20 protein-coding genes and 1 pseudogene are annotated in these 19721 nt (G+C 68.9%); 11 read left to right on the top strand and 10 right to left on the bottom strand.

Annotated features, from left to right (window positions below):
* Positions 1–114: 114 nt before the first annotated feature.
* Together metG and Pph01_RS10525 are read right to left on the bottom strand one after the other, a co-directional pair.
* Positions 115–1896 (bottom strand): methionine--tRNA ligase, encoded by a 1782-nt coding sequence (metG, locus tag Pph01_RS10530; RefSeq protein WP_204072836.1) that lies wholly within the window; start codon positions 1894–1896, stop codon positions 115–117.
* A 242-nt stretch (positions 1897–2138) separates the two neighbouring features.
* Positions 2139–3359: a glycosyltransferase family 2 protein gene (locus tag Pph01_RS10525; protein ID WP_204072835.1), complete on the bottom strand. Its 1221-nt coding sequence runs from the start codon at positions 3357–3359 to the stop codon at positions 2139–2141.
* 95 nt (positions 3360–3454) lie between these two features.
* Between Pph01_RS10525 and Pph01_RS10520 the strand changes: the two genes are divergently transcribed.
* Complete coding sequence (locus tag Pph01_RS10520) at positions 3455–5149, top strand: proline-rich domain-containing protein (protein WP_204072834.1); 1695 nt, start codon at positions 3455–3457, stop codon at positions 5147–5149.
* A gap of 5 nt (positions 5150–5154) precedes the next feature.
* Here Pph01_RS10520 and rsmI read toward each other — a convergent pair whose 3' ends face one another.
* Positions 5155–5976 carry a 16S rRNA (cytidine(1402)-2'-O)-methyltransferase gene (rsmI, locus tag Pph01_RS10515; RefSeq protein WP_204072833.1) on the bottom strand — a complete coding sequence of 274 codons (822 nt, stop codon included), beginning with the start codon at positions 5974–5976 and terminating at the stop codon, positions 5155–5157.
* 107 nt (positions 5977–6083) lie between these two features.
* On the opposite strand from rsmI, the gene Pph01_RS10510 reads away from it, so the two are divergent.
* From Pph01_RS10510 to Pph01_RS10495, 4 genes are all read left to right on the top strand, one after another.
* The gene (locus Pph01_RS10510; protein ID WP_425570105.1) at positions 6084–7694 is read left to right on the top strand and encodes a dolichyl-phosphate-mannose--protein mannosyltransferase; all 1611 of its coding nucleotides are present in this window, start codon (positions 6084–6086) and stop codon (positions 7692–7694) included.
* A gap of 85 nt (positions 7695–7779) precedes the next feature.
* Positions 7780–9078 (top strand): hypothetical protein, encoded by a 1299-nt coding sequence (locus Pph01_RS10505; protein WP_204072832.1) that lies wholly within the window; start codon positions 7780–7782, stop codon positions 9076–9078.
* 231 nt (positions 9079–9309) lie between these two features.
* Positions 9310–9759 carry a DivIVA domain-containing protein gene (locus Pph01_RS10500; RefSeq protein ID WP_204072831.1) on the top strand — a complete coding sequence of 150 codons (450 nt, stop codon included), beginning with the start codon at positions 9310–9312 and terminating at the stop codon, positions 9757–9759.
* An 83-nt stretch (positions 9760–9842) separates the two neighbouring features.
* Complete coding sequence (locus tag Pph01_RS10495; protein ID WP_204072830.1) at positions 9843–10892, top strand: phosphotransferase enzyme family protein; 1050 nt, start codon at positions 9843–9845, stop codon at positions 10890–10892.
* Positions 10893–10901: 9 nt separating this feature from the next.
* On the opposite strand, the gene Pph01_RS10490 is transcribed toward Pph01_RS10495, so the two are convergent.
* Both Pph01_RS10490 and Pph01_RS10485 read right to left on the bottom strand, forming a co-directional pair.
* Positions 10902–11768 (bottom strand): hypothetical protein, encoded by an 867-nt coding sequence (locus Pph01_RS10490; RefSeq protein ID WP_204072829.1) that lies wholly within the window; start codon positions 11766–11768, stop codon positions 10902–10904.
* The gene (locus tag Pph01_RS10485; protein ID WP_204072828.1) at positions 11765–12085 is read right to left on the bottom strand and encodes a PadR family transcriptional regulator; all 321 of its coding nucleotides are present in this window, start codon (positions 12083–12085) and stop codon (positions 11765–11767) included. Before Pph01_RS10485 ends, Pph01_RS10490 begins: the two co-directional genes overlap by 4 nt.
* Before the next feature lie 115 nt (positions 12086–12200).
* Here Pph01_RS10485 and Pph01_RS10480 point away from each other — a divergent pair, with 115 nt between their 5' ends.
* The 3 genes from Pph01_RS10480 (at position 12201) to Pph01_RS10470 (ending at position 14650) form a co-directional block, all read left to right on the top strand.
* Positions 12201–13145, top strand: coding sequence for an amidohydrolase family protein (locus tag Pph01_RS10480; protein ID WP_204072827.1), 945 nt, complete (start codon positions 12201–12203; stop codon positions 13143–13145).
* Between the two features lie 44 nt (positions 13146–13189).
* Positions 13190–13783: a maleylpyruvate isomerase mycothiol-dependent enzyme family protein gene (locus Pph01_RS10475; RefSeq protein ID WP_204072826.1), complete on the top strand. Its 594-nt coding sequence runs from the start codon at positions 13190–13192 to the stop codon at positions 13781–13783.
* 93 nt (positions 13784–13876) lie between these two features.
* Positions 13877–14650 carry a maleylpyruvate isomerase family mycothiol-dependent enzyme gene (locus Pph01_RS10470; RefSeq protein WP_204072825.1) on the top strand — a complete coding sequence of 258 codons (774 nt, stop codon included), beginning with the start codon at positions 13877–13879 and terminating at the stop codon, positions 14648–14650.
* An 83-nt stretch (positions 14651–14733) separates the two neighbouring features.
* Here the strand turns inward: Pph01_RS10470 and Pph01_RS10465 are convergent, their stop codons facing one another.
* Positions 14734–15573, bottom strand: coding sequence for an alpha/beta fold hydrolase (locus Pph01_RS10465; RefSeq protein WP_204072824.1), 840 nt, complete (start codon positions 15571–15573; stop codon positions 14734–14736).
* 126 nt (positions 15574–15699) lie between these two features.
* Here Pph01_RS10465 and Pph01_RS10460 point away from each other — a divergent pair, with 126 nt between their 5' ends.
* Positions 15700–16119, top strand: a complete 420-nt coding sequence (locus tag Pph01_RS10460; RefSeq protein ID WP_204072823.1) for a hypothetical protein — start codon at positions 15700–15702, stop codon at positions 16117–16119.
* 210 nt (positions 16120–16329) lie between these two features.
* Here the strand turns inward: Pph01_RS10460 and Pph01_RS43300 are convergent, their stop codons facing one another.
* Both Pph01_RS43300 and Pph01_RS43295 read right to left on the bottom strand, forming a co-directional pair.
* Positions 16330–16629, bottom strand: a complete 300-nt coding sequence (locus Pph01_RS43300; RefSeq protein ID WP_275412818.1) for an NAD(P)-dependent oxidoreductase — start codon at positions 16627–16629, stop codon at positions 16330–16332.
* A gap of 154 nt (positions 16630–16783) precedes the next feature.
* Positions 16784–16954: pseudogene (locus Pph01_RS43295) on the bottom strand (NAD(P)H-binding protein); the annotation flags it as partial.
* 102 nt (positions 16955–17056) lie between these two features.
* Here Pph01_RS43295 and Pph01_RS10450 point away from each other — a divergent pair.
* Positions 17057–17434, top strand: coding sequence for a winged helix-turn-helix transcriptional regulator (locus Pph01_RS10450; protein ID WP_204072822.1), 378 nt, complete (start codon positions 17057–17059; stop codon positions 17432–17434).
* Positions 17435–17642: 208 nt separating this feature from the next.
* Here the strand turns inward: Pph01_RS10450 and Pph01_RS10445 are convergent, their stop codons facing one another.
* Complete coding sequence (locus Pph01_RS10445) at positions 17643–17984, bottom strand: hypothetical protein (RefSeq protein WP_204072821.1); 342 nt, start codon at positions 17982–17984, stop codon at positions 17643–17645.
* Between the two features lie 178 nt (positions 17985–18162).
* Between Pph01_RS10445 and Pph01_RS10440 the strand changes: the two genes are divergently transcribed.
* The gene (locus Pph01_RS10440) at positions 18163–18762 is read left to right on the top strand and encodes a hypothetical protein (protein ID WP_204072820.1); all 600 of its coding nucleotides are present in this window, start codon (positions 18163–18165) and stop codon (positions 18760–18762) included.
* A 93-nt stretch (positions 18763–18855) separates the two neighbouring features.
* Here Pph01_RS10440 and Pph01_RS10435 read toward each other — a convergent pair whose 3' ends face one another.
* On the bottom strand, positions 18856–19605 hold the full coding sequence (locus tag Pph01_RS10435) for a TetR/AcrR family transcriptional regulator (protein ID WP_204072819.1): 750 nt from the start codon (positions 19603–19605) through the stop codon (positions 18856–18858).
* Positions 19606–19721: the final 116 nt, after the last annotated feature.

The following is a 19721-nucleotide window of genomic DNA, read 5'->3' as shown; positions in this document are numbered from 1 at the left end:
AAACCCTACCCGCCCCCCATTTGGGGATCATGCACAGATTCGGAGAGGTGCGGCCCGACCAGGGCCGACCTCTCCGAACCCGTGCATGATCACGGGAAAGCACGATCCAGGGGGTCAGGACTCCAGGCGGGCGAGTTCCTCGTCGACGACCTTGTTGTCGAGCTTGGCGAACAGCGGCGTCGGCGGAGCCAGCGGCACACCGGCCTTGATCGGACGGTGCTCCCACTTGGCCGCCCCGTGGTAGTCACCCGTGATGATCGGGTACGACGGGCCGCCGTCCTCGTCAACCTCGTGGATCTCCGGCATGCCGGACCACACGCCCTCGCCACCCAGCATCTCGAAGATCTTGTTCGACGAGGTGGGCACGAACGGGGTGAGCATGGTCTTGACGTCGTCCACGATCTGAAGGGCCACGTGCAGGATCGACCCCTGTCGCTCGGGATCGTCCTTGATCTTCCAGGGCTCCTGCTCGGCGAGGTACTTGTTCGCGTCGCGCACCACGTCGAACGCCTCGGTGACCGCGTTCTTGAACCGCGACCGCTCGAGCTCGCCCCCGACGGCCGTGAAAGCCGTGCGGGACCTTTCCAGCAGCGTGCGGTCGGCGTCGGTCAGGTGGACGGCCTCCGGGATCGCGCCGAAGTTCCTCGCGGCCATGGAGATCGACCGGTTGACCAGGTTGCCCCAGGCCGCGACCAGTTCGCCGTTGTTGCGGTTGACGAACTCCGACCAGGTGAAGTCGGTGTCCTGGTTCTCCGGGCCGGCGACGGCGATGTAGTAGCGCAGGGCGTCCGCCGAGTAGCGCTCGAGGAAGTCGCGGACGTAGATCACGACCTGGCGCGACGACGAGAACTTCCGGCCCTCCATGGTCAGGAACTCGCTCGAGACCACCTCGGACGGCAGGGCGAGCTTCCCGAGCGATCCCGGCGTGCCGCCCCTGGCGCCCTCGCCGTTGTAGCCGAGGAGCATCGCCGGCCAGATCTCCGAGTGGAAGACGATGTTGTCCTTGCCCATGAAGTAGTAGCCCCGGGCGTCCGGGTTCTGCCACCACTGCCGCCAGGCGTCCGGGTCCCCGCTGCGCCGCGCCCACTCGATGGACGCCGACAGGTAGCCGATGACGGCGTCGAACCACACGTAGAGCCGCTTGTCCGAACGGTCGCTCCAGCCGTCCAGCGGGATGGGGACGCCCCAGTCGAGGTCACGGGTGATCGCCCGCGGCTGCAGGTCGCCGAGCAGGTTGAGCGAGAACTTCAGCACGTTGGGCCGCCACTCGCCCTGCTTGGACTGCAGGTAGGTGCCCAGCGCCTCGGCGAACGCCGGCAGGTCCAGCATGAAGTGCTCGGTCTCGACGAACGCGGGCGTCTCGCCGTTGATCCGCGACCGCGGGTTGATCAGGTCGATCGGGTCGAGCTGGTTGCCGCAGTTGTCGCACTGGTCGCCGCGGGCGCCGTCGTAGCCGCAGATCGGGCAGGTGCCCTCGATGTACCGGTCCGGCAGGGTGCGCCCGGTCGACGGGGAGACCGCCCCCATCGTGGTCTTGGGGAAGACGTAGCCGTTCTTGTAGAGACCCAGGAAGATCTCCTGCGCCACGGCGTAATGGTTCTTCGTCGTGGTCCGGGTGAACAGGTCGTAGGACAGGCCCAGCCCGGTGAGGTCCTCCGCGATGACGCGGTTGTACCGGTCGGCGAGCTGGCGGGCGGTCACGCCCTCGTTGTCGGCCTGCACCTGGATGGGCGTGCCGTGCTCGTCGGTGCCGGAGACCATCAGGACCTTGTTGCCCGCCATCCGCTGGTAGCGGCTGAAGACGTCGGACGGCACTCCGAAGCCGGAGACGTGCCCGATGTGACGAGGACCGTTGGCGTACGGCCAGGCGACGGCGGTCAAGATGTGCTGGGACATGCCCACAAGCCTAGAGCCCTCCCGGCGCCGTATCACACCGGTTTGCCGCGCGTCGGCCTCATGCCTCGTACGGCACGGCCCCGGCTCTCGGCACAGGTGCGGTACGGCACCACCTCAGGGCCGCCTATGGCACGGCCCCGGCCCTCGGCACACGTGCGGTCCGGCACCACCTCAGGGCCGCGTACGGCACGGCCCCGAGCCTCGGACGGCAAGCGGGCGAGGCGCCCCAGGTGCCCCTCGCCTCAGGCCTCGGCGTGCGTGCGGGTGAGGGCCTCGGCGGCCTCCTCCGCGGCGGACGCGGCGATGTCGGTCGGCGTCTCGCGAGACCTGCGGATGCCGAGGATGCTGATGAACAGCGACGCGAAGATCGTCTGGAAGCTCATGATGAACGCGGTCGCGGACGGCACCACCAGGCGCAGCGACTCCGCCGGGATCAGCTCGCCGAAGCCGCGGCCACCCCAGTGGACCAGGGACGCCACCAGGCCGCCGAGACCGGCGATCCCCAGCAGGCCGCCGGCGATCAGGCCCTTCTCCAGCGTGACGATGTCGACGAGCTTCCTGATCCGCCGGTCTTCTGGCAGGAAGCCCTCCTCCGCGGCGTACACCTTCGTGAACAGCGCGAACAGCACGGCCTGGAACCCGATCACGACGATCGCCGAGGCCCCCACGAGGGTGTCGACGTCGAAGGCCAGGTTGCCGATGCGGACCGGACCGAAGGTCAGCGCGGCGCCGGCCAGCAGGCCGAGGGTCATCAGCGCGAGCCCGGGGATGAAGAACAGCCAGCGGGGGCTGTACAGCAGCAGGAAGCGCAGGTGGCGCCAGCCGTCACGCCAGGAACGCAGGTGCGGCGGGCGGGAGCGGCCGTCGGGCGACAGCGTGGTCGGCACCTCGCGGACGTCGAGGCCCTGGAGCGTGGACTTGACGACGACCTCGGAGGCGAACTCCATGCCGCCGGTCTGCAGGCCCAGCCGCAGGATCGAGTCGCGGCGGAAGCCCCGCAGGCCGCAGTGGAAGTCGCCGATGGCGCTCGGGAAGAACAGCCGCCCGACGAACGACAACACCGGGTTGCCGAGGTAGCGGTGGAGCGGCGGCATGGCGCCGGGGGCGATGCCGCCCTTGAACCGGTTGCCCATGACGAGCTCGGCGCCGTCGCGCAACTGCTCCACGAACGGCATCAGGTTCGTGAAGTCGTAGGAGTCGTCGGCGTCTCCCATGATCACGTACTTGCCGCGGGCGGCCCGGATGCCGCCCAGGAGGGCGTTGCCGTAGCCCTTCTCGGCGATGTGCACCACGCGAGCGCCCGCATCCCGTGCGAGCTGCTGCGATCCGTCGGTGCTGCCGTTGTCGGCGATCACCACCTCGCCGTCTATCCCATGCTCATGCATGCAGGCAAGAGCCTTGCGAACGCATGTCTCGACGGTCTCGGCCTCGTTGAGGCACGGCATGACGACAGTCAGCTCCACGTCGCAACTCCTTGCATATGACGGCAGGACACCATGATGCCCGCTTCCCCCAGGTGCCCGAGTCAAGTCCACAAAAGGGCTGGCATTCTGTAACCATGGTCGCGGTCGCGGAGCCACCGGTTGTGGACGCCTCCCCAGTAAGCGGATGGGGGCGTCTTCTCGCTTTTCTGCGCCGCCACAGGGTCTTCGCCGTCGCGGTCGGTCTGGCTGCATTGTTGCGGATCATCACCATGCTGGGCTTCGGCCCGGCGATGTGGTTCAACGACTCCTACGACTACATCTCCGTGGCGCTGCGCCCCCGGCCGCATCCGATCCGCCCGGACGGCTACGGGTTCTGGCTCCTGATCCTCCGTCCGCTGCACAGCCTGGCCGTGGTCGCGTTCACCCAGCATTTGATGGGAATCGCGGCAGGCGTACTGATCTATGCCCTTCTGACCAAGAAATTTGGCATCCCAGGCTGGGGGGCGACCCTCGCCGCGGCGCCGATCCTGTTCGACGCCTACCAGATCCAGCTCGAGCAGCTGGTCATGTCGGACGCGATGTTCATCCTGCTCGTCGTCGGCGTGATCACGCTGGTCCTGTGGCATCGGACGATGTCGTGGCGGGTGGGCGCGGTCGTCGGAGTCCTGCTGGCGTTGACGGCCCTGACCAGGAGCATCGGGCTGCCGATCCTCGCTCTGGTCGTCGTCTATCTGCTGATCAAGCGGGCCGGCTGGAAGCCCATCGTCGCCATGATCATCGCCTGCGCCCTCCCCGTCGGGGCGTACATGGGCTGGTTCAAGGCCGTGAACGGCCAGTTCGCGATGACCAACAGCGACGGAGTGATCCTTTACATGAGGACCTCGCTGTTCGCGGACTGCCACGAGATGAACCTGGACAAGCGCAAGGAGCTCGAGCTCGTCCTCCTGTGCATCAACACCCCGCGTGACAAGCGGGAGCCCTCCGCCCAGGCGTATCTGTGGTGGGACAACGAGAACCAGCTGCACGTCTTCGGCTCGGGCATGAAGTTCACCCCCGAGATCAACGCGAACGCGAGCACCTTCGCGAAGAAGGCGATCCTCTCGCAGCCGGGTGACTATCTCGCGGCCGTGGCCAAGGACTTCTTCCGCGCGTTCCGTTGGGACCGGCCGCAGTTCCCCGACTACAAGACCTACATGCTGTACGAGTTCAGAAACTCGTTCACCCGGGAGCTCCCGAAGTGGAGCTCCTACCACAGCACGACCGACAAGGACGCCGAGGCCTACGAGAACGGCCCTGCGGCGACGCGCGTCGTCGCGCCCTGGTCCGACATCATGATCGGCTACCAGAAGGTGGTGCGGCTCCCCGGTCTCGCGCTCGGCCTGCTCCTGCTCGTCGGCCTGTACGGCGTGGCCGTGCGATGGCGGGAGCTGGGCGGGGCCGTCCTGCTGCCCTGGCTCGGCGGGGTCGGCCTGGTCCTGGCCCCGGCCGCGACGGCCGAGTTCGACTACCGCTACCTGCTGCCCGCCGCGCCGCTGGCCTGCCTGGCCGCCGCCATCACCATCGCGGGGCTGCGCGAACGCCGGCGGCCGGACGCGACCGAGCCCGCCGTTCCGCACCCCTCCGACCCACAGCACCCGAAGCCGCAGACCGCCGATCGGCAGCCCCCGGTACAGCAGACCCCCGACCAACAGCGCCCCGACCCGCAGCCCGCCAAGCCGCAGCGCCGCGACCAGCAGCCCGACGCCGAAGCACCTCAAACCACCAAAGCCGCTCAAACCACAAAAGTCGCTGAGACCGCCGAAGCCGCTGAGACCGCCGAAAGCGCCTGATCGCCTCAGGAGCCGTGGACGGCGTTGTAGAGCTCCCGCTTGGGGATGCCCGCCGACTTCGCGACGTCGACGATCGCCTGCTTGCGCGGCACCCCGGTCTCCTCGAGGCGGGCCACCTCTCCGACCAGGTCGTCCATCACCGGCGGGGCGTCCTCCGCGGCCCGTCCCGCGACGACCAGGGTGATCTCGCCCCGGACCTCGCCCGTCGCCCATTCGGCCAGTTCGGCGAGCGTCCCCCGCCGCACCTCCTCGTAGGTCTTGGTGAGCTCGCGGCAGACGGCGGCCCGCCGATCGGGTCCGAACGCCTCCGCCATGGCCTCCAGGGCCGCCCCCACGCGGTGGGGGGCCTCAAAGAAGACCATCGTCCGCTCCTCGCCGGCCAGGGCCGCCAGCCGCCGCGCCCGCTCGCCGGGCTTGCGCGGCGGGAACCCCTCGAAGCAGAAGCGGTCACTGGGCAGGCCGGAGACGGCCAGCGCGGTGGTGACGGCAGAGGGCCCGGGAAGAGCGGTCACCTGCACCCCGGCCTCGACCGCGAGGCTCGTGAGCCGGTATCCGGGGTCGGACACTCCCGGCATGCCCGCGTCCGTGATCACGACGACGGTCTGTCCCGCGAGCAGGGCGTCCAGCAGTTCCTTCGCCCGGCCGGCCTCGTTGGCGTCGTAGTAGGACACGACCCGGCCGGTGACGGTCACCTCGAGGTCGGCGGCGAGCCGCCGGAACCTGCGCGTGTCCTCCGCCGCGATCACGTCGGCTCCGGCGAGCACCTCGCGGAGCCTGGGCGAAGCGTCCCCCAACCGACCGATTGGGGCTCCCGCGAGAATAAGCACCCGCTCAGCCTATGACTTCCTGAAACGTTCACACGCGGACGGCCAGATGTTCCCAATCAGCGCGTACGCCATGTTCCGCACCCACCCTCACCAGTACTCTGTCGCAGGTGGCCGTAACCGACTTCCCATACCAGGCATTCGAGGAGCCGGACCAGGGGCCGAGTACGGCTTCGCAGGTCTCCCTCCGCGATCGGCTGGTGCCGCCCATGCCCGGGAGCGCCTTGTGGGGCTGGATCGGTCCGATCATCGTCGCCGTGTTCGGCGCGGTCCTCCGGTTCACCCGGCTCGGGACTCCGCACTCCGTCGTCTTCGACGAGACGTACTACGCGAAGGACTCGTGGGCGATCGCCAAGTACGGTGTCGAACGGCAGTTCGTCGACGGCGCGGACAAGCTGATGTTGTCCGGCAACGCGAACATCTTCAAGACGTGCCAGCAGGTGGACCAGTGCGCCAACTACGTCGTGCATCCGCCGCTCGGCAAGTGGCTCATCGGCCTCGGCGAGATGATCTTCGGCCTCGACCCGTTCGGCTGGCGCTTCGCCACGGCGCTCATCGGGTCGCTCTCCATCCTGATCCTCGCCAGGGTGGCACGCCGAATGACGCGCTCGACCCTGCTGGGCTGCCTCGCCGGCTTCCTGCTGTCCCTGGACGGCCTGCACTTCGTGTTGTCCCGTACGGCACTGCTGGACATCTTCGTGATGTTCTGGGTGCTGGCCGGGTTCGCCTGCCTGGTGGTCGACCGTGACCGCACGCGGGAACGCCTGGCGGTCTGGCGCGAGTCGAGGGAGGACGTCGACGAGTTCGGCCCGTCCCTGGGCCTGCGGCCATGGCGGCTGGCCGCCGGGCTGTGCCTCGGCGCGGCGGTGGCCAGCAAGTGGACCGCGGTCTTCTTCATCATCGGTTTCCTGCTGCTGACGATCTTCTGGGATTTCGGGGCGCGGCGGGCCGTCGGCCTCCGCCGGCCGTACGCCGGAGCGTTCGCCAGGGACGTGACGCCGGCCGCGGGCTGGGTGGCCGTGGTGCCCGGCCTGGTCTACGTCCTGTCCTTCACCGGCTGGTTCCTGTCCGACAAGGGCTACGGGCGCAACTGGGCGGAGGCGACCTCCGGCGGCAACCCGCTGCACTTCGTCTTCAGCTCCCTGCACTCGTGGTTCACCTACCAGTTCCAGGTGCTGAGCTTCCACGAGGGCCTGGACGCCACCCACCCGTACCAGTCGCAGCCCTGGCAGTGGCCGCTCCTGCTGCGACCGGTCGCGTTCTTCTACGAGTCGCCGAAGAACTGCGGGGCGTCGTCGTGCTCCTGGGCCGTGCTCGGGACCGGGACGCCGGCGATCTGGTTCGGCGCCGTGGCGGCCCTCATCGCGATGATCGCCTGGTACGTGTCGACCCGGGACTGGCGCGCGGGCGCGGTGCTCCTGGCCTACGCGGCCGGCTGGCTGCCGTGGTTCTACTTCGCCATCGTCAACCACCGGACGATGTTCCTGTTCTACGCGCTGCCGATGGTTCCGTTCATGGTCCTGGCCATCGTCCTGGCCTGCGGTCTCATGATCGGCCGGGGGGACGCCAGGCCTGCCCGGCGAGTGGTCGGAACGGTGTTCGCGGGCGGTTTCGTCCTGCTCGCCCTGGTCAACTTCTGGTGGCTCTACCCCATCCTTTCCGCCCAGATCGTGCCGTATGACGTATGGCACGCACGAATGCTCTTCCCGTCGTGGATCTGACCTTTCGTATCGTTGGTCACAGGGGTGGTCACCAGTGAGGCATGGTCGTCGTCAACGATGGGTCGCATACGGCAGACTTCGAGTCATGCCCGCACCTGACGTGGCCGCACTCCTCGCCGAGTTGGAGCGCGCCGAGCCGGACACCGCCGACGCGGCACGGGTGGCCGTCGAATGGCTGACCGGCGGCGAAGCGCTGGAGACCATCAGTCAGCTCGATGTGTGCGAGTTCCTCTGGTACACGTTGCCGATCAAGATCTCAGGTGACCGGCCGACCATCGCCCGGGCGCTCGGCGAGCTCCTCCGCCTCGGTGGACTGGGACGGTATGCCGCGTTGTGCGACTCCCCTCTGACGGCCGAAATCCTGCGCGTCTACGCCCGGGACGGCGAGGAGGCGGGCGCCGCCGCCTACCACCAGGCGCTTGAGGAGACCGGGGTCCTGCCGCCCGACGTCGCGGAGCTGTCCTGGAGCTCGATCATGGGGCCGGAGGAGCTGGGCGCCCATCTCGCCTGTGCTGCCGCGCTGGAGCTCGCCATCGTGTCGGGCGACCCGGTCGAGCGCGGAACGCTGACCACCCGCTGGCTGACCTCTCCCCGTCCCGAGCTGGGCGGCGACTGCTGGCTGCACCGGGTCCACGGGGAGCGGCTCAACCGCTGGGTCCTCGGGCGCGGCAGCGCCCGCCGGGAGCTGGCCCAGCCCTTCGAGGTTCGGCTGCACGCGCCCGTGGCGGCGCCGTCCGGGACCTGCCTCGAGCCGCTCCGCTGGCTGCTGGCCCTCGCGGTGAACGGCGTGCCGCTGACGGAGAGGTCCAACCTCACCCGTGTGCTCGTCCTCGACGCCGTCGACCGTTTCGGCTGGGACGCCATGTCCACGCGGTCGGTGCGGAGCGAGGCCGACGTCCCCGCGCTGACCGCGCTCAAGGAGATCGCCGTCCACGAGCTCGGGGCGCTGAGCCGTACGGGCAGGCGGCTCGAGCTGACACCCGTGGGACGCGCGCTGCTCGACGACCCGGTGGCGCTGTGGAGGGAGGCGGCCGCCACACTGCTGCTCCCGGCCCGGGGCGAGCACGACTTCGAGATCTCCATCCGCGAGTCGGCCCTGATGCTGCTCGTGGACAACGGGCCGCTGCCCTACCGCGAGCTGAGCGAGCGCGTCTCCGACGTCGTCAACGGCGAGGGATGGCGCACGGCCGAAGGCGGTCAGGTCGCGCCGCCCGACCTGGCGGCGCCGCTCGGCGAGCTTCAGCGCCGTCTCGACGCCCTGGCCCTGCGTGCCGACTGCTCGTGGGACGCACCGTGGCGGCTGACCGAGGTGGGCCGCTCCGCGGCGCTCGCCGCACTGCGCGCCCGCGCGCTGCGGCCCCGCCAGTACGCCGGCATGGGCTGAGCCGACCCCGCCAGTACGTCGACATTGGCTGAGCCGGCCGGGGACTCCCGCCGTACCTCTGAGAGGCGCGCGTCGAAACGGTCCCGGACAGCTCCCCAAAAGATCCCAAACCGTACAATCCGATCATTTCGCGAACGTCGGCGCGGCGGCTGTGGAACCATCGTGTCGCACCGCGTGAGCGGGATGGGAGTCGTCATCGCCCCTATGGCGGAGAGATGGGCCGGTCATCTGATGAATGAGCAATTCGACGTGGTCCTGCGGGGTTATGACCGGAAGCAGGTGGACGCGTTCTTCGAGCGTCTCGACGCCGACGCCGTCACCGCCGAGGAGCTGCGCAAGCCGTCGTTCCGCGTGGCGATGATGGGCTACGACCGGCACCAGGTGTGGGACGCCGTCGAAGACCGCGTCGCGGCCCCGGCCGACGAGCCCGGAGGGCACGGCGTGCACCCCGTGGAGTCCTCGTCCGGCGGGACCTACGGAAAGGAGTTCGACCTGGTCCTGCGGGGTTACGACCGCCACCAGGTCAATGTGATCCTCTCGCGGGTCGAGGCGGGGACCATCTCCACCGAGGAGTTGCGCGAGACCTCGTTCAAGGTCGTGATGCGGGGTTACGACCGGCACCAGGTGTGGGACGCCGTCAAGGGCTTCGCCGGCAAGCTCGAAGGGCAGACGGAGGAATAGGCTCCGCGGCCCGGAACTCGTACGCCCGCAGGCCGCTGTTCGTGATCATCGATCGCCCCCCGTCGCGTGGGAGAAGACTTCCGATGAGCGTCGCCGCCCGTGCCCGCCGGCCGTACGAGGAACTCAGCCGCGCCGGGCAGATCCGCCGGATGCGGCGGCTGGCGGAGGTGGCGGTCGGGGCGTACCCCGTCGAGACCACGCGGATCACCCCGCTGATGCGCGGCTTCAACACGACCTTCCGGGTCGACACCGCCGGCGGCGGACGGCATGTCCTCCGGATCCAGCGCACCGGCGGCCCTACGGCTGAGATGGTCCGCTCCGAGATGACGTGGCTCGCGGCGCTGTGCCGGGACACCGACCTCGTGGTCCCGGCGCCGGTGCCCACCCGCGACGGCGATCTCCTGACCGTCGTGGAGTCCGAGGGCGTCCCCGGGGCGCGGAGCTGTGTGCTGTACCGATGGGTCGACGGCAGGTTCGCCGACGATCGGCTGACCCCGGCGCATCTCGAGCGGGTGGGCGTGCTCATGGCGCGCCTGCAGTCGCACGGAGCCCGGTTCGCCGTTCCCGAGGGCTTCCACCGCGACGCGGTCGATCACGTCACCTCGTTCGGGCGCACCCAGGACGACGGCCTCTCGCCCGAGGTGGCCGCACGCGCCGCGGCGCTCGTCGACGACGTGCGCCCGGCCGGCGGCGGGGCGATCGTCCAGGCGGTGATCGAGCGGGCCCGGACGGCCCGCGACTCGCTCGGCAGGGATCCGGCGGTGTTCGGGCTCGTCCACGCCGATCTCCACCAGGAGAACTACCTGTTCCATCGGGGCGAGGCCCGGGCCATCGACTTCGACGACTGCGGCTACGGGCCGTACGTCTACGACCTCGCGGTGACGCTCAGCGAGCTGAAGCGCAGGCCCGACTATCCGGGCCTGCGCTCCGCCCTGCTGTACGGCTACCGCACGGTCCGGCCGCTGGCTCCGGCGCACGAGCGGCTCATCGACGTCTTCATCGCATTGCGGGCGGTGCAGCTGATGATGTGGACGGTCGAACACCGGGACCAGCCGATGTTCCGGGAGACGTGGGCCGCGTCGGCGACGCGGACACTGGAGTGGCTGAGATCATTCCTGGACCGCGACGCCTGAGCTGGCGGATCAGACCTTCTGTCTCGTACGGCGGGCCACCACGAAGGACACGACCACGAGCAGGGTGAGCAGGCCCCAGTAGGCGAAGCCCTTCCTGCCGTGCATGGACAGGTTCTCGCCCAGGTAGGTCAGGCCGGGGATCAGATAGATGGCCGCGGCGAGCGCCCACCTGGCATCCCTGACCGCGACAGTCGCCCAGACCACGGCCCCGAGCACCAGCACCTCGACGCCCGCCCGGAAAAGCAACCAGGGCAACATCTCTTCGTAGTAGGGGTAGACGAACTGCAGCCCCCAGCAGAGCGCCGGAATGAGAAGCCACGCCCACGATCGCGTGGGGAGACTCTTTTTCGGCCGCATCGCGAGCACGGCCAGGCCGGCGACCATCACCCAGTGCGGCACCATGCTCGACGTCTCGACGTAGGCGGGAGCGAAGTCCGTCACCCGCCACGCATCGCCGTGCAGGAACAGGAAGCGGCTGGCCTCGATTGCGGCGACCAGCGCCAGAGGCAGAGCCAGCCGCACCCATCCACGGATGATCGCCACCATCAGCACGATCATGGCTAGCGCCCAGATCGGCCGGGAGTCGTACAGGAAGTGAATTTTCATGGCGAACGTGGTCGTCGCGACGACGAGCACTCCCAACTGCAGCCCGTCGGCCCACCAGGGCGCCCCCGCGGCCCTGGCGTTCCGCGCATGGGCGGCGAATCCGCCAGCAATGAGAGCGAAGGCCTCCTTGAGCGAGGGACGCCGCGCCTCAGGGTCCGACGTCGCCATCAGCGTGCTGACGAGTTCCTCGCCGTGCCACTCGCGATAGACCTTGGGATACGCCCTGAGCAGGTGCCGGTAGCGTCGTTCCAGCGCGGCCGTCGCGCTCATGCGCCCACCACCGCGATCTGGCCCGTGACGACCCTGGCGGCCTGTTGCAGCCGCACCGCCTCCTCGCGGACCGCGGTGACACCGTCGTCGGTGATCCGGTAGTAGCGCCTCGGCCGGCCGTCGACGACCTCCTCCCTGTCCAACACCACCAGGCCCGCCTCCGTGAGCCGGTCGAGCGCTCCGTACAGGGTGCCGACGGCGAGCTTCACCCGCCCGGCGGACTGCTCGCCGGCGCGTTTGATGATCCCGTAGCCGTGAAGCGGAGCGTCGAGAAGCGCGGCGAGTATGAAGTACGTCGCCTCCGTCATCTTGGTCATGGCACGAGACCATATATCGGGTCCCGATATATGGTCTACCGATTCCGGTGAAAAGCCACCGAATCCCGACCCCGACGGCATACGGCCTCAGCCGCCACGGTTAGCGTGTGGCGCTATGACGGAGTCGATCAGGCGGGCGATCCCACTCCCGGACGGTCAGGCCGACGGCGACCCGCAGGCGGACGATGTCGAGCCCGTGACCGCGTTCTGGCGGGGCCTCGGCCTGCCCGGCCTGATCGACGTGCACACCCACTTCATGCCGGAGAGCGTGCTCGCCAAGGTGTGGGCCTACTTCGACTCCGCCGGACCCCTGGTCGGCCGCGAGTGGCCGATCACCTACCGGCTCGCGGAGGAGGACCGGGTCGAACGCCTCCGCGCCTACGGGCTGCGGGCGTTCACCTCGATGCTCTACCCCCACAAGCCCGACATGGCCGCGTGGCTGAACTCCTGGGCCGCCGACTTCGCCGCCCGCACCCCCGGCTGCCTGCACACCGCCACGTTCTTCCCCGAACCGGGCGCCACGCAGTACGTGACGCGTGCGGTCGAGTCAGGCGCCCGCGTGTTCAAGGCGCATCTCCAGGTGGGCGCCTACGACCCGAACGACCCGCTCCTCGACGAGGTCTGGGGACTGCTGGAAGACGAGGGCATACCGGTGGTGACGCACTGCGGGTCCGGCCCGGCCCCCGGCCCGCACACCGGCCCGGGACCGATGGCCGCCCTGCTCGCCCGGTACCCCCGCCTGCGGCTGGTCATCGCCCACATGGGCACCCCCGAATACGCCGAGTTCCTCGCCCTGGCCGTACGGCACCCGCGGGTCCACCTGGACACCACGATGGCCTTCACCCGGTTCACCGAGGAGACCGCGCCGTTCCCGCGCGAGGCGATTCCCCGCCTGCTGGACCTCCAGGACCGCATCCTGCTCGGCACCGACTTCCCCAACATCCCCTATCCGTACGGCGAGGCCCTCCAGGCGCTGGCCGACCTGGATCTCGGGGACGACTGGCTGCGCGACGTCTGCCACGACAACGCCGCCAGGCTTTTCACGATCGACCGCCCCTGACCGGAGGGGTGCGGGTTCGCCCTCGAGATTTCGTGGAGCTCAGCATGACGGTCACCGCCGACGACGTGGACACGGCGATCTCCCATGTGGTCGCCGCACTCAGCCCGGCCGCCGGAGCCGACTGGTCCGTTCAGGCGGGCACGCTGGAGTGGGACTGCCGGCAGACGGCCGAGCACATCGGCGACTGCCTGATGTCCTACGCCGGCCAGATCGTGACGCGGCCCGCCGGCAGGTATGTGCGTTTCATGGCCAACGCCGACCAGGACGCCTCCCCTGCCGAGGTGCTGGAGTTCGCCGAGACCGGGGCACGCATCCTGATCGCCACGGTGCTCACGGCCTCGCCTCAGATGCGGGCCTACCACCCCACGGGGATGGCCGACCCCGAGGGCTTCGCCGCGATGGGCTGCGTCGAGGCCCTGCTCCACGGCCAGGACATCGCACATGGTCTCGGCCTCCCGTTCGATCCGCCACGCGACGTGTGCGCACGGGTGCTCGCCCGGATGTTCCCGGAGGCTGTGGCTGCTCTCGAGGCCGTCGACCCCTGGCAGGCGCTGCTGTTCTCTACGGGACGGACCGAGTTGCCAGGCCGTCCGCGTCTGGGGCAGTGGCGCTGGCGCGGAGCCCCGCTGACCGAGTAGGCCCGGCGCTTCGCCCTGCCGTCGGAGCCGGACGTGACCGCCCGTGCGGAAACCCGGTTTCAGAACTCCGGGAGCGGCTGGTTCGATGGGCGGATGGAATTCTCCCGGCTTCTCAGTTGTCTCGAGGACGACTTCGCCCTGTTGCGGTCCGCCGTCGTCGGCGCCGATCCGTCGGCCCGCGTGCCCTCCTGCCCCGACTGGTCCGTAGGGGACCTCGCGGACCACGTCGCCAAGGTCTACCTACACAAGGCCGAGTGCATCCGGCTGGGGGCCTTCCCTGACGAGTGGCCGCCCGGCGTGCTCGACGACGACCCCGTCGCCTCCCTGGACAGGGCCTACGAGGCGCTGATCGGGCAGTTCTCCAAGCACTCTCCGGCCGATCCCGCGGCCACCTGGCACGAGCCCGATCAGACCGTCGGCTTCTGGATCCGCCGCATGGCTCAGGAGACGGTGATCCATCGCGTCGACGCCGAGCTCGCGGCTGGGCGTCCGGTGTCCCCGATCCCGGACGATCTCGCCTTCGACGGGATCGACGAGGTCCTGAAGCTCTTCCTCGGCTACGGCAGCAACCACTGGCTGGACGACTTCGGCACGCTTCTCGACACGCCGGACGAGCGGCCGATCTCCGTCTCCGCGAGCCACCACGCCTGGACGCTGGCGGCCGTGGCAGGCCGCGGCGCGCAGCCCGGCCACGTGGACGTGCAGGACTCGGCCACGGGCTTCGACGGAGAGGCCCTGGTGAGCGGGGACGCGGTCCCGCTCCTGCTCTGGCTCTGGAACCGGGGCGACGACTCCTCCGTACGCGCCTCCGGAGATCCCGACCTGCTGAAGCAGTTCCACGCCCTGCGGATCGCCGCGACGCAGTAGTCGGCCGAACGGGCGGGTGACCGCGCCGGCCCGCGCGATCCGGACGTCGTACCGAAGACAGGCCAGGTTCAGCCGTGACGACCTCAGCCCAGGAAGGTCGCGGTGGTCGTCACGAACCGGCCGGCGTCGTCCAGCCACGGAAAGTGACCTGCCCCTGGCTGAACGACGAACTCGGCGTTCGGGAACAGTTCGGCGAACTCTGCCACGACACTCGGAACCGTGTTCAGGTCGACCTCGCCGGCGAGCAACAACACCGGCGCGTGGAATGCGGCCAGTGCCGCGCGAGTGGCGTCCGGGTCGAATGCGCCCTCGGCGCCGAAGGCGGCAGCGGCCTCCTCGTTCCGACGGCCGTCCTGGGCCGCCAGGTGAGCCCGTGCCGCCGCGTCCCATCGGCCGTAGAAGAAGGGGTCGATGGCCTTCCAGCTGTCGTCGCCGGCCTTGCCGGCCACGATTTGCTCAAGGGCGGAGAAGGCGGCTTCGAACCAGGGCTCGTCCGCGCGGAGCCGCGCGGTCTCCAGCCGGGACTCCCCCGTGGCCTCGATGCCGACGGCCCTGGTGCTCGGAGTGATCAGAGCGAGTTTTCGGACGCGTTCGGGATGGCGGGCCACGTACAGCGTCGCGAGGTTCGCGCCGGCGCAGTGCGCGAGCAGGTCCATCCGGTCGAGGCCGAGGTGCTCGCGCAGCGCCTCGACGTCGTCGACGAGCCGGTCACAACGATAGGAGGCTGCGGCGTCGGGCGTCGCCGACAGGCCGGTGCCGCGAGGGTCCATCATGATCAGCTGTCGACGGGCAGGCAGGCCGCCGAGCTCACCGAGATAACCGGAGTCCTGCATCGGGCCACCCGACAGGCAGATCACCGGGGCACCCTCTCCGTAGACGTGGTAGGCGAGGTCGGTGCCGTCGTTCGCGGAGAAGGTGGGCATGGCGAAAATCCTGTCAGCGGCGTTTCCGCCACGGCAACCGATGGGTCACAATCACTGGCGATCTGAGTACTTTGCATGAGTTGTCGTACTCTGTCGGCCGCACCCCAGCGGAGCGACGTTGGTGTCATGAAACGTGAACTGACCGGGCTGACTCTCGGAGCGGCGGCGGCGGGGCTCGCGGTGGCCTCCTTGTTCGGACCGGCGAGCGAACTGCCGGGACGGTCGTGCCCCAGCGGCTGGGACGGGTTCTACTGCGTGCTCGGAATGAATTTCGCGGTCCTGGTCGGTCTCGGTGCGCTCGGCGCTGTGGTGGAGGCCTGCGTCCTCCGGGCGTTCAGGATCCAGAGATGGCTGGGCACCGCACTGTGGTCGGTTCCCTTCGTCGGCTGCGGGGCCCTGGTGTTCGGCTCCCTGCTCGACTGGATGCCCCTGGCGCTCTTCGTCGTTTTCCTGTACCTGCTGGGCAACGGCGTCTTCTTCCTGATCGCCCCGCCTCGCCGGCCAGGCGGGGTGTCCGGGTCGCAGTCCTCGTCGGCGTGCTCGTAGTGGCGCTTCCGGCAGTGGACTGGACGTTCACCGCTCCTCCTCCGACCGAGTACGGCCCGAATGGTCGCCGGGATGATCGGTTCAGTGGTGAGTGGACGCCGTCTCATCGAGCGAAGCGGCGACCGTAGGCGGGCCACTCCTAGGGTTCCGCTGCCGGGCCGCCGGTCTCCTCGGATCGACGGATGTTCGGGTGGTCGTGTACCGCAGCCATCACGCCTCCCGGATGCTCACGGCGGCGCGGTGATGGCGAGGAGTCTCGATTTCGTCGAGCAGCGCGATCGCGAAGTCCGCGTAGGTGATCCGGCTGGCCGGGTCTCCATGCTCGGCGATCTGGTATCGGCCGATGCGCGTGCCGTCATGGTCGAAGTCGCCCGCCGGCGCGACATACGCCCAGTCGAGGTCGCAGGACCGAAGCGCGTCGAGTCCCGCCGCGTGACCGAGGTAGAAGGCGCGGTACTCGTTGGGATAGCCGGGCTCGTCCATCAAGGGAGCGCCTGACGCCCCGGGCATGATCGACGCGAGGCCGACCACCACCAGGCGCCGTACGCCCGCCTTCGTCGAGACCGGTGGCCAGGGCGCGGGCCGACGCGGTGAAGAAGTCGTGCGGTGGCACGGACAGGTCCACGGCGGCGCTGATGACGGCGTCGTGCCCTGCGGCCGCACGCTCGATGCTCAGCCCGTCCGTGACGTCACCCTCTACTACCCGGACGCCTGTCAGGTCGCTGTGGCCTGCGGGATCGCGCACAACGGAGGTGACCTGGTGGCCACGCCGGTGCGCCTCCGCGACGGCCTGCCGTCCGGCACGGCCACCCGCGCCGAAGACCACGATGTTCATGACCAACCGCCTTTCACGAGGGCCGGAGTCCGTTTCCCCGGCCACTTCGCGGACGCTATCGGCGGCTGCGGTTACCTCTGGGATACCGGCTATCGTGAGGCCATGAGGGACCCCCTGCCCGCCGACATGTTCGACGAGTTGTGCCCGTCCTCGCTCAATCCGATTCGATTCGGCGAAAAATGGGCGGCGCTCATCATCCGCTGCCTCGAACACGGGCCGCGCCGGTTCTCCGAGCTGCGTGTGCCACTGCGCCGCGTCACACCCAAGGTCCTCACCCAGTCGCTGCGGTCACTCGAACGGGACGGTCTGGTCAGGCGCACCGTCTACGCCGAGGCCACCCCGCATGTCGAGTACGAGTTGACTTCACTCGGCCGCAGCATGCTCAAACCGATGGCGGTCGCGTGCGCTTGGGCGGAGGAGCACTGGGACGAACTAATCGACGCCCGCGAGTCGTACGAGAACCTCGACCGCGCCGGCTGACTCCTAACGGCGGCCGCAGCGGCCTGAGGTAGTGACCGCCGACGTGACTAGTAGTTTCAGGCCTAGTCATATCTGACATGACTGAAGCCATGGTGCACGTATGGCCAGGCACACGCTGGCTGAGCTCTGCCGGGGAGCCGGCGAACCCGACCCGGCCCTCCACTCATAACTCGAGGCATTGAGCGGCGGCCCTCTCTGATCTTCGCGGTCAGGCGCCACTTTCAAGGGCACGCCGCGCCTGCTCCCATACCGCCTCGAACTGAGCGCGGGTGAGGGTATGGGGGAAGTGCTCGTCCCATTCCTGCACAGGTCTCTCGGCGGTCCCGCCATATGTCGCTTCGTAGTGGTTCACTCGGCCGGCAGCCTGTGCATGCTGCCACTCCTCCAGAGACGCCGCCACAACGGGGACACCATCCGGGCCCTGAAGCTCTACCTGTCGAACAACCCAGCCGCTCTCATCGACCTCGAAGTAGAACCAGATGTCCGCTTCGTCCCAGTAGCTGCGAAACCAATGCGTCACGCAGTCATCATGCCGAAGGCTCTTGGGCATGCAGCAACACGATCTTGCCCGTAACGGCTACTGCGCGCGGAGATCGGAAAGGCCTGCTCCGATGAGCCGCAGTAGTTTGTCACCCAGTCCGTATCCGGAGTGCCTGAGCCGGGTACGCCGCTTTGCGGGACCACAGGGAGATGCAATGCGCGCAGCGGGGACACGGATGCTGGCCTGCGTGACACTGCTCGCGACCGCTGTGGCATGTGGCCAGGAACGACCGGTCGCGCAGGCGACCGTCACGCCGTCCGCGCAGGATCGCGCGCCCACGCCGAACTCGTCGCCGCAGGGCAGCGGCGAACCGCGTGAAAGCGATGTCGAGGGGTCGGATCCCAGTTGGTTCGAGGGAGAAGTAAGGCTCGCGGACGGTCGCCGGGTGGCGATGCACTACCGGCGTGGTGAAGGACTCTTCGAGCAGCACTACAACCCGAGAGCCGGGGAATGGACAAATCCACGCCTGATCTACGGCACGAAGACCGACGCCTGCCAGAGAATCAAGCTCCAGGCCAGGGGCGGCACGGTCACGGTGATCGCGAACTTCGGCCGCTACTGCGCGGACGGCGAGCCGCCGACGGAGTCCATCGCCGCAGTGGGGCTGGGGAACCTACGCAGATGGGATCACCATCTCACCAAGAACTTCGACGGCTGGAAACGCGCCAGTATCGCCGATGACGGCAGGAAGGCCACCTTCGTCCGCACGTCCACAGTGGTCCAGAGCACGCTCGTCTGGACCGCGACCGGCGGCTTCTCCGACCCGGTGTTCAAGAACTCCGGCTGACCTCCGCCAATGCGCGGCTCCGGGCTCCAGGTGAACCTGATTTTGAGTCCAGCAGTCCGGCTACGCCGGTCAGTGCCTCGGCCCAGTAGTCCTTTACCCTTGCCTTGCGGTCCTGCGCTCGATGAACGCGGCCACGCCGTCCAGGAACAGGCTCAGCCCGAACTCCCCCTCGACCTCGTCGTCGTAAGGGACCTCGCCCTCGAAGACGCCGGCGGCGATCACCTTGCTGAGCGCGGGAAACCGCCGCGCGTCCACCACCTGCGCGAGTGCCTTGCCGTACTGGCGGCCGAAGGCCTCAGGGTTCTCCGCATAGCCCTTCGAAAGTTCGATGCTCAGCCGGAGCTCGCCGTGCACGAAGGTCAGCAGGCCCATCACGACTCCGACCTTGTCCTCCTCATCGAGACCGGTGTCGCCCAACGCGCGTAGCGCACGGTCGAACCACCAGAGGTTGTTGGGTCCCACCGGCGGCCCGCTGATCGGGATCTGCACGGTCCACGGGTGGCGTCCCAGCACCTTCAGCAAGCCCCGTGCCCACAGCGTCAGCCCGGTCCGCCAGTCCAGGCCGTCCGGCAGGTCCGGTGGTCCGTCCAGGGCCGCGTCCGACATCAGCAGCAGCAGCTCGTCCTTGCTCTTCACGTAGCGGTACAGCGCCATCGTGGAGTTGCCGAGCTGGGCGGCGACCCTGGCCATCGACACCGCGGCCAGCCCTTCCGCGTCCGCAACCTCGACCGCGGCCCGCGTGATGTCGGCGACCGTGAGGGACGGTTTACGCCCCCGCCGCACAGTCTCGCGCAACCCCCAGAGCAGGGTCACCTCGCCGGGCAGTTCGATCTCGTCGGTCATCCGAGTCTCTCTCATCGCGAGTACGGACACAGTCTAGGAACATCCCTCCTCGATTCCAATGCGTATGAGCTACGCTCTTAAGCGTATACCATACGCAATACACCGCCACATCCGGG

Source organism: Planotetraspora phitsanulokensis (genome assembly GCF_016863295.1).
Taxonomy (GTDB): domain Bacteria; phylum Actinomycetota; class Actinomycetes; order Streptosporangiales; family Streptosporangiaceae; genus Planotetraspora; species Planotetraspora phitsanulokensis.
This window is presented reverse-complemented; position numbering and strand designations above follow the sequence as displayed.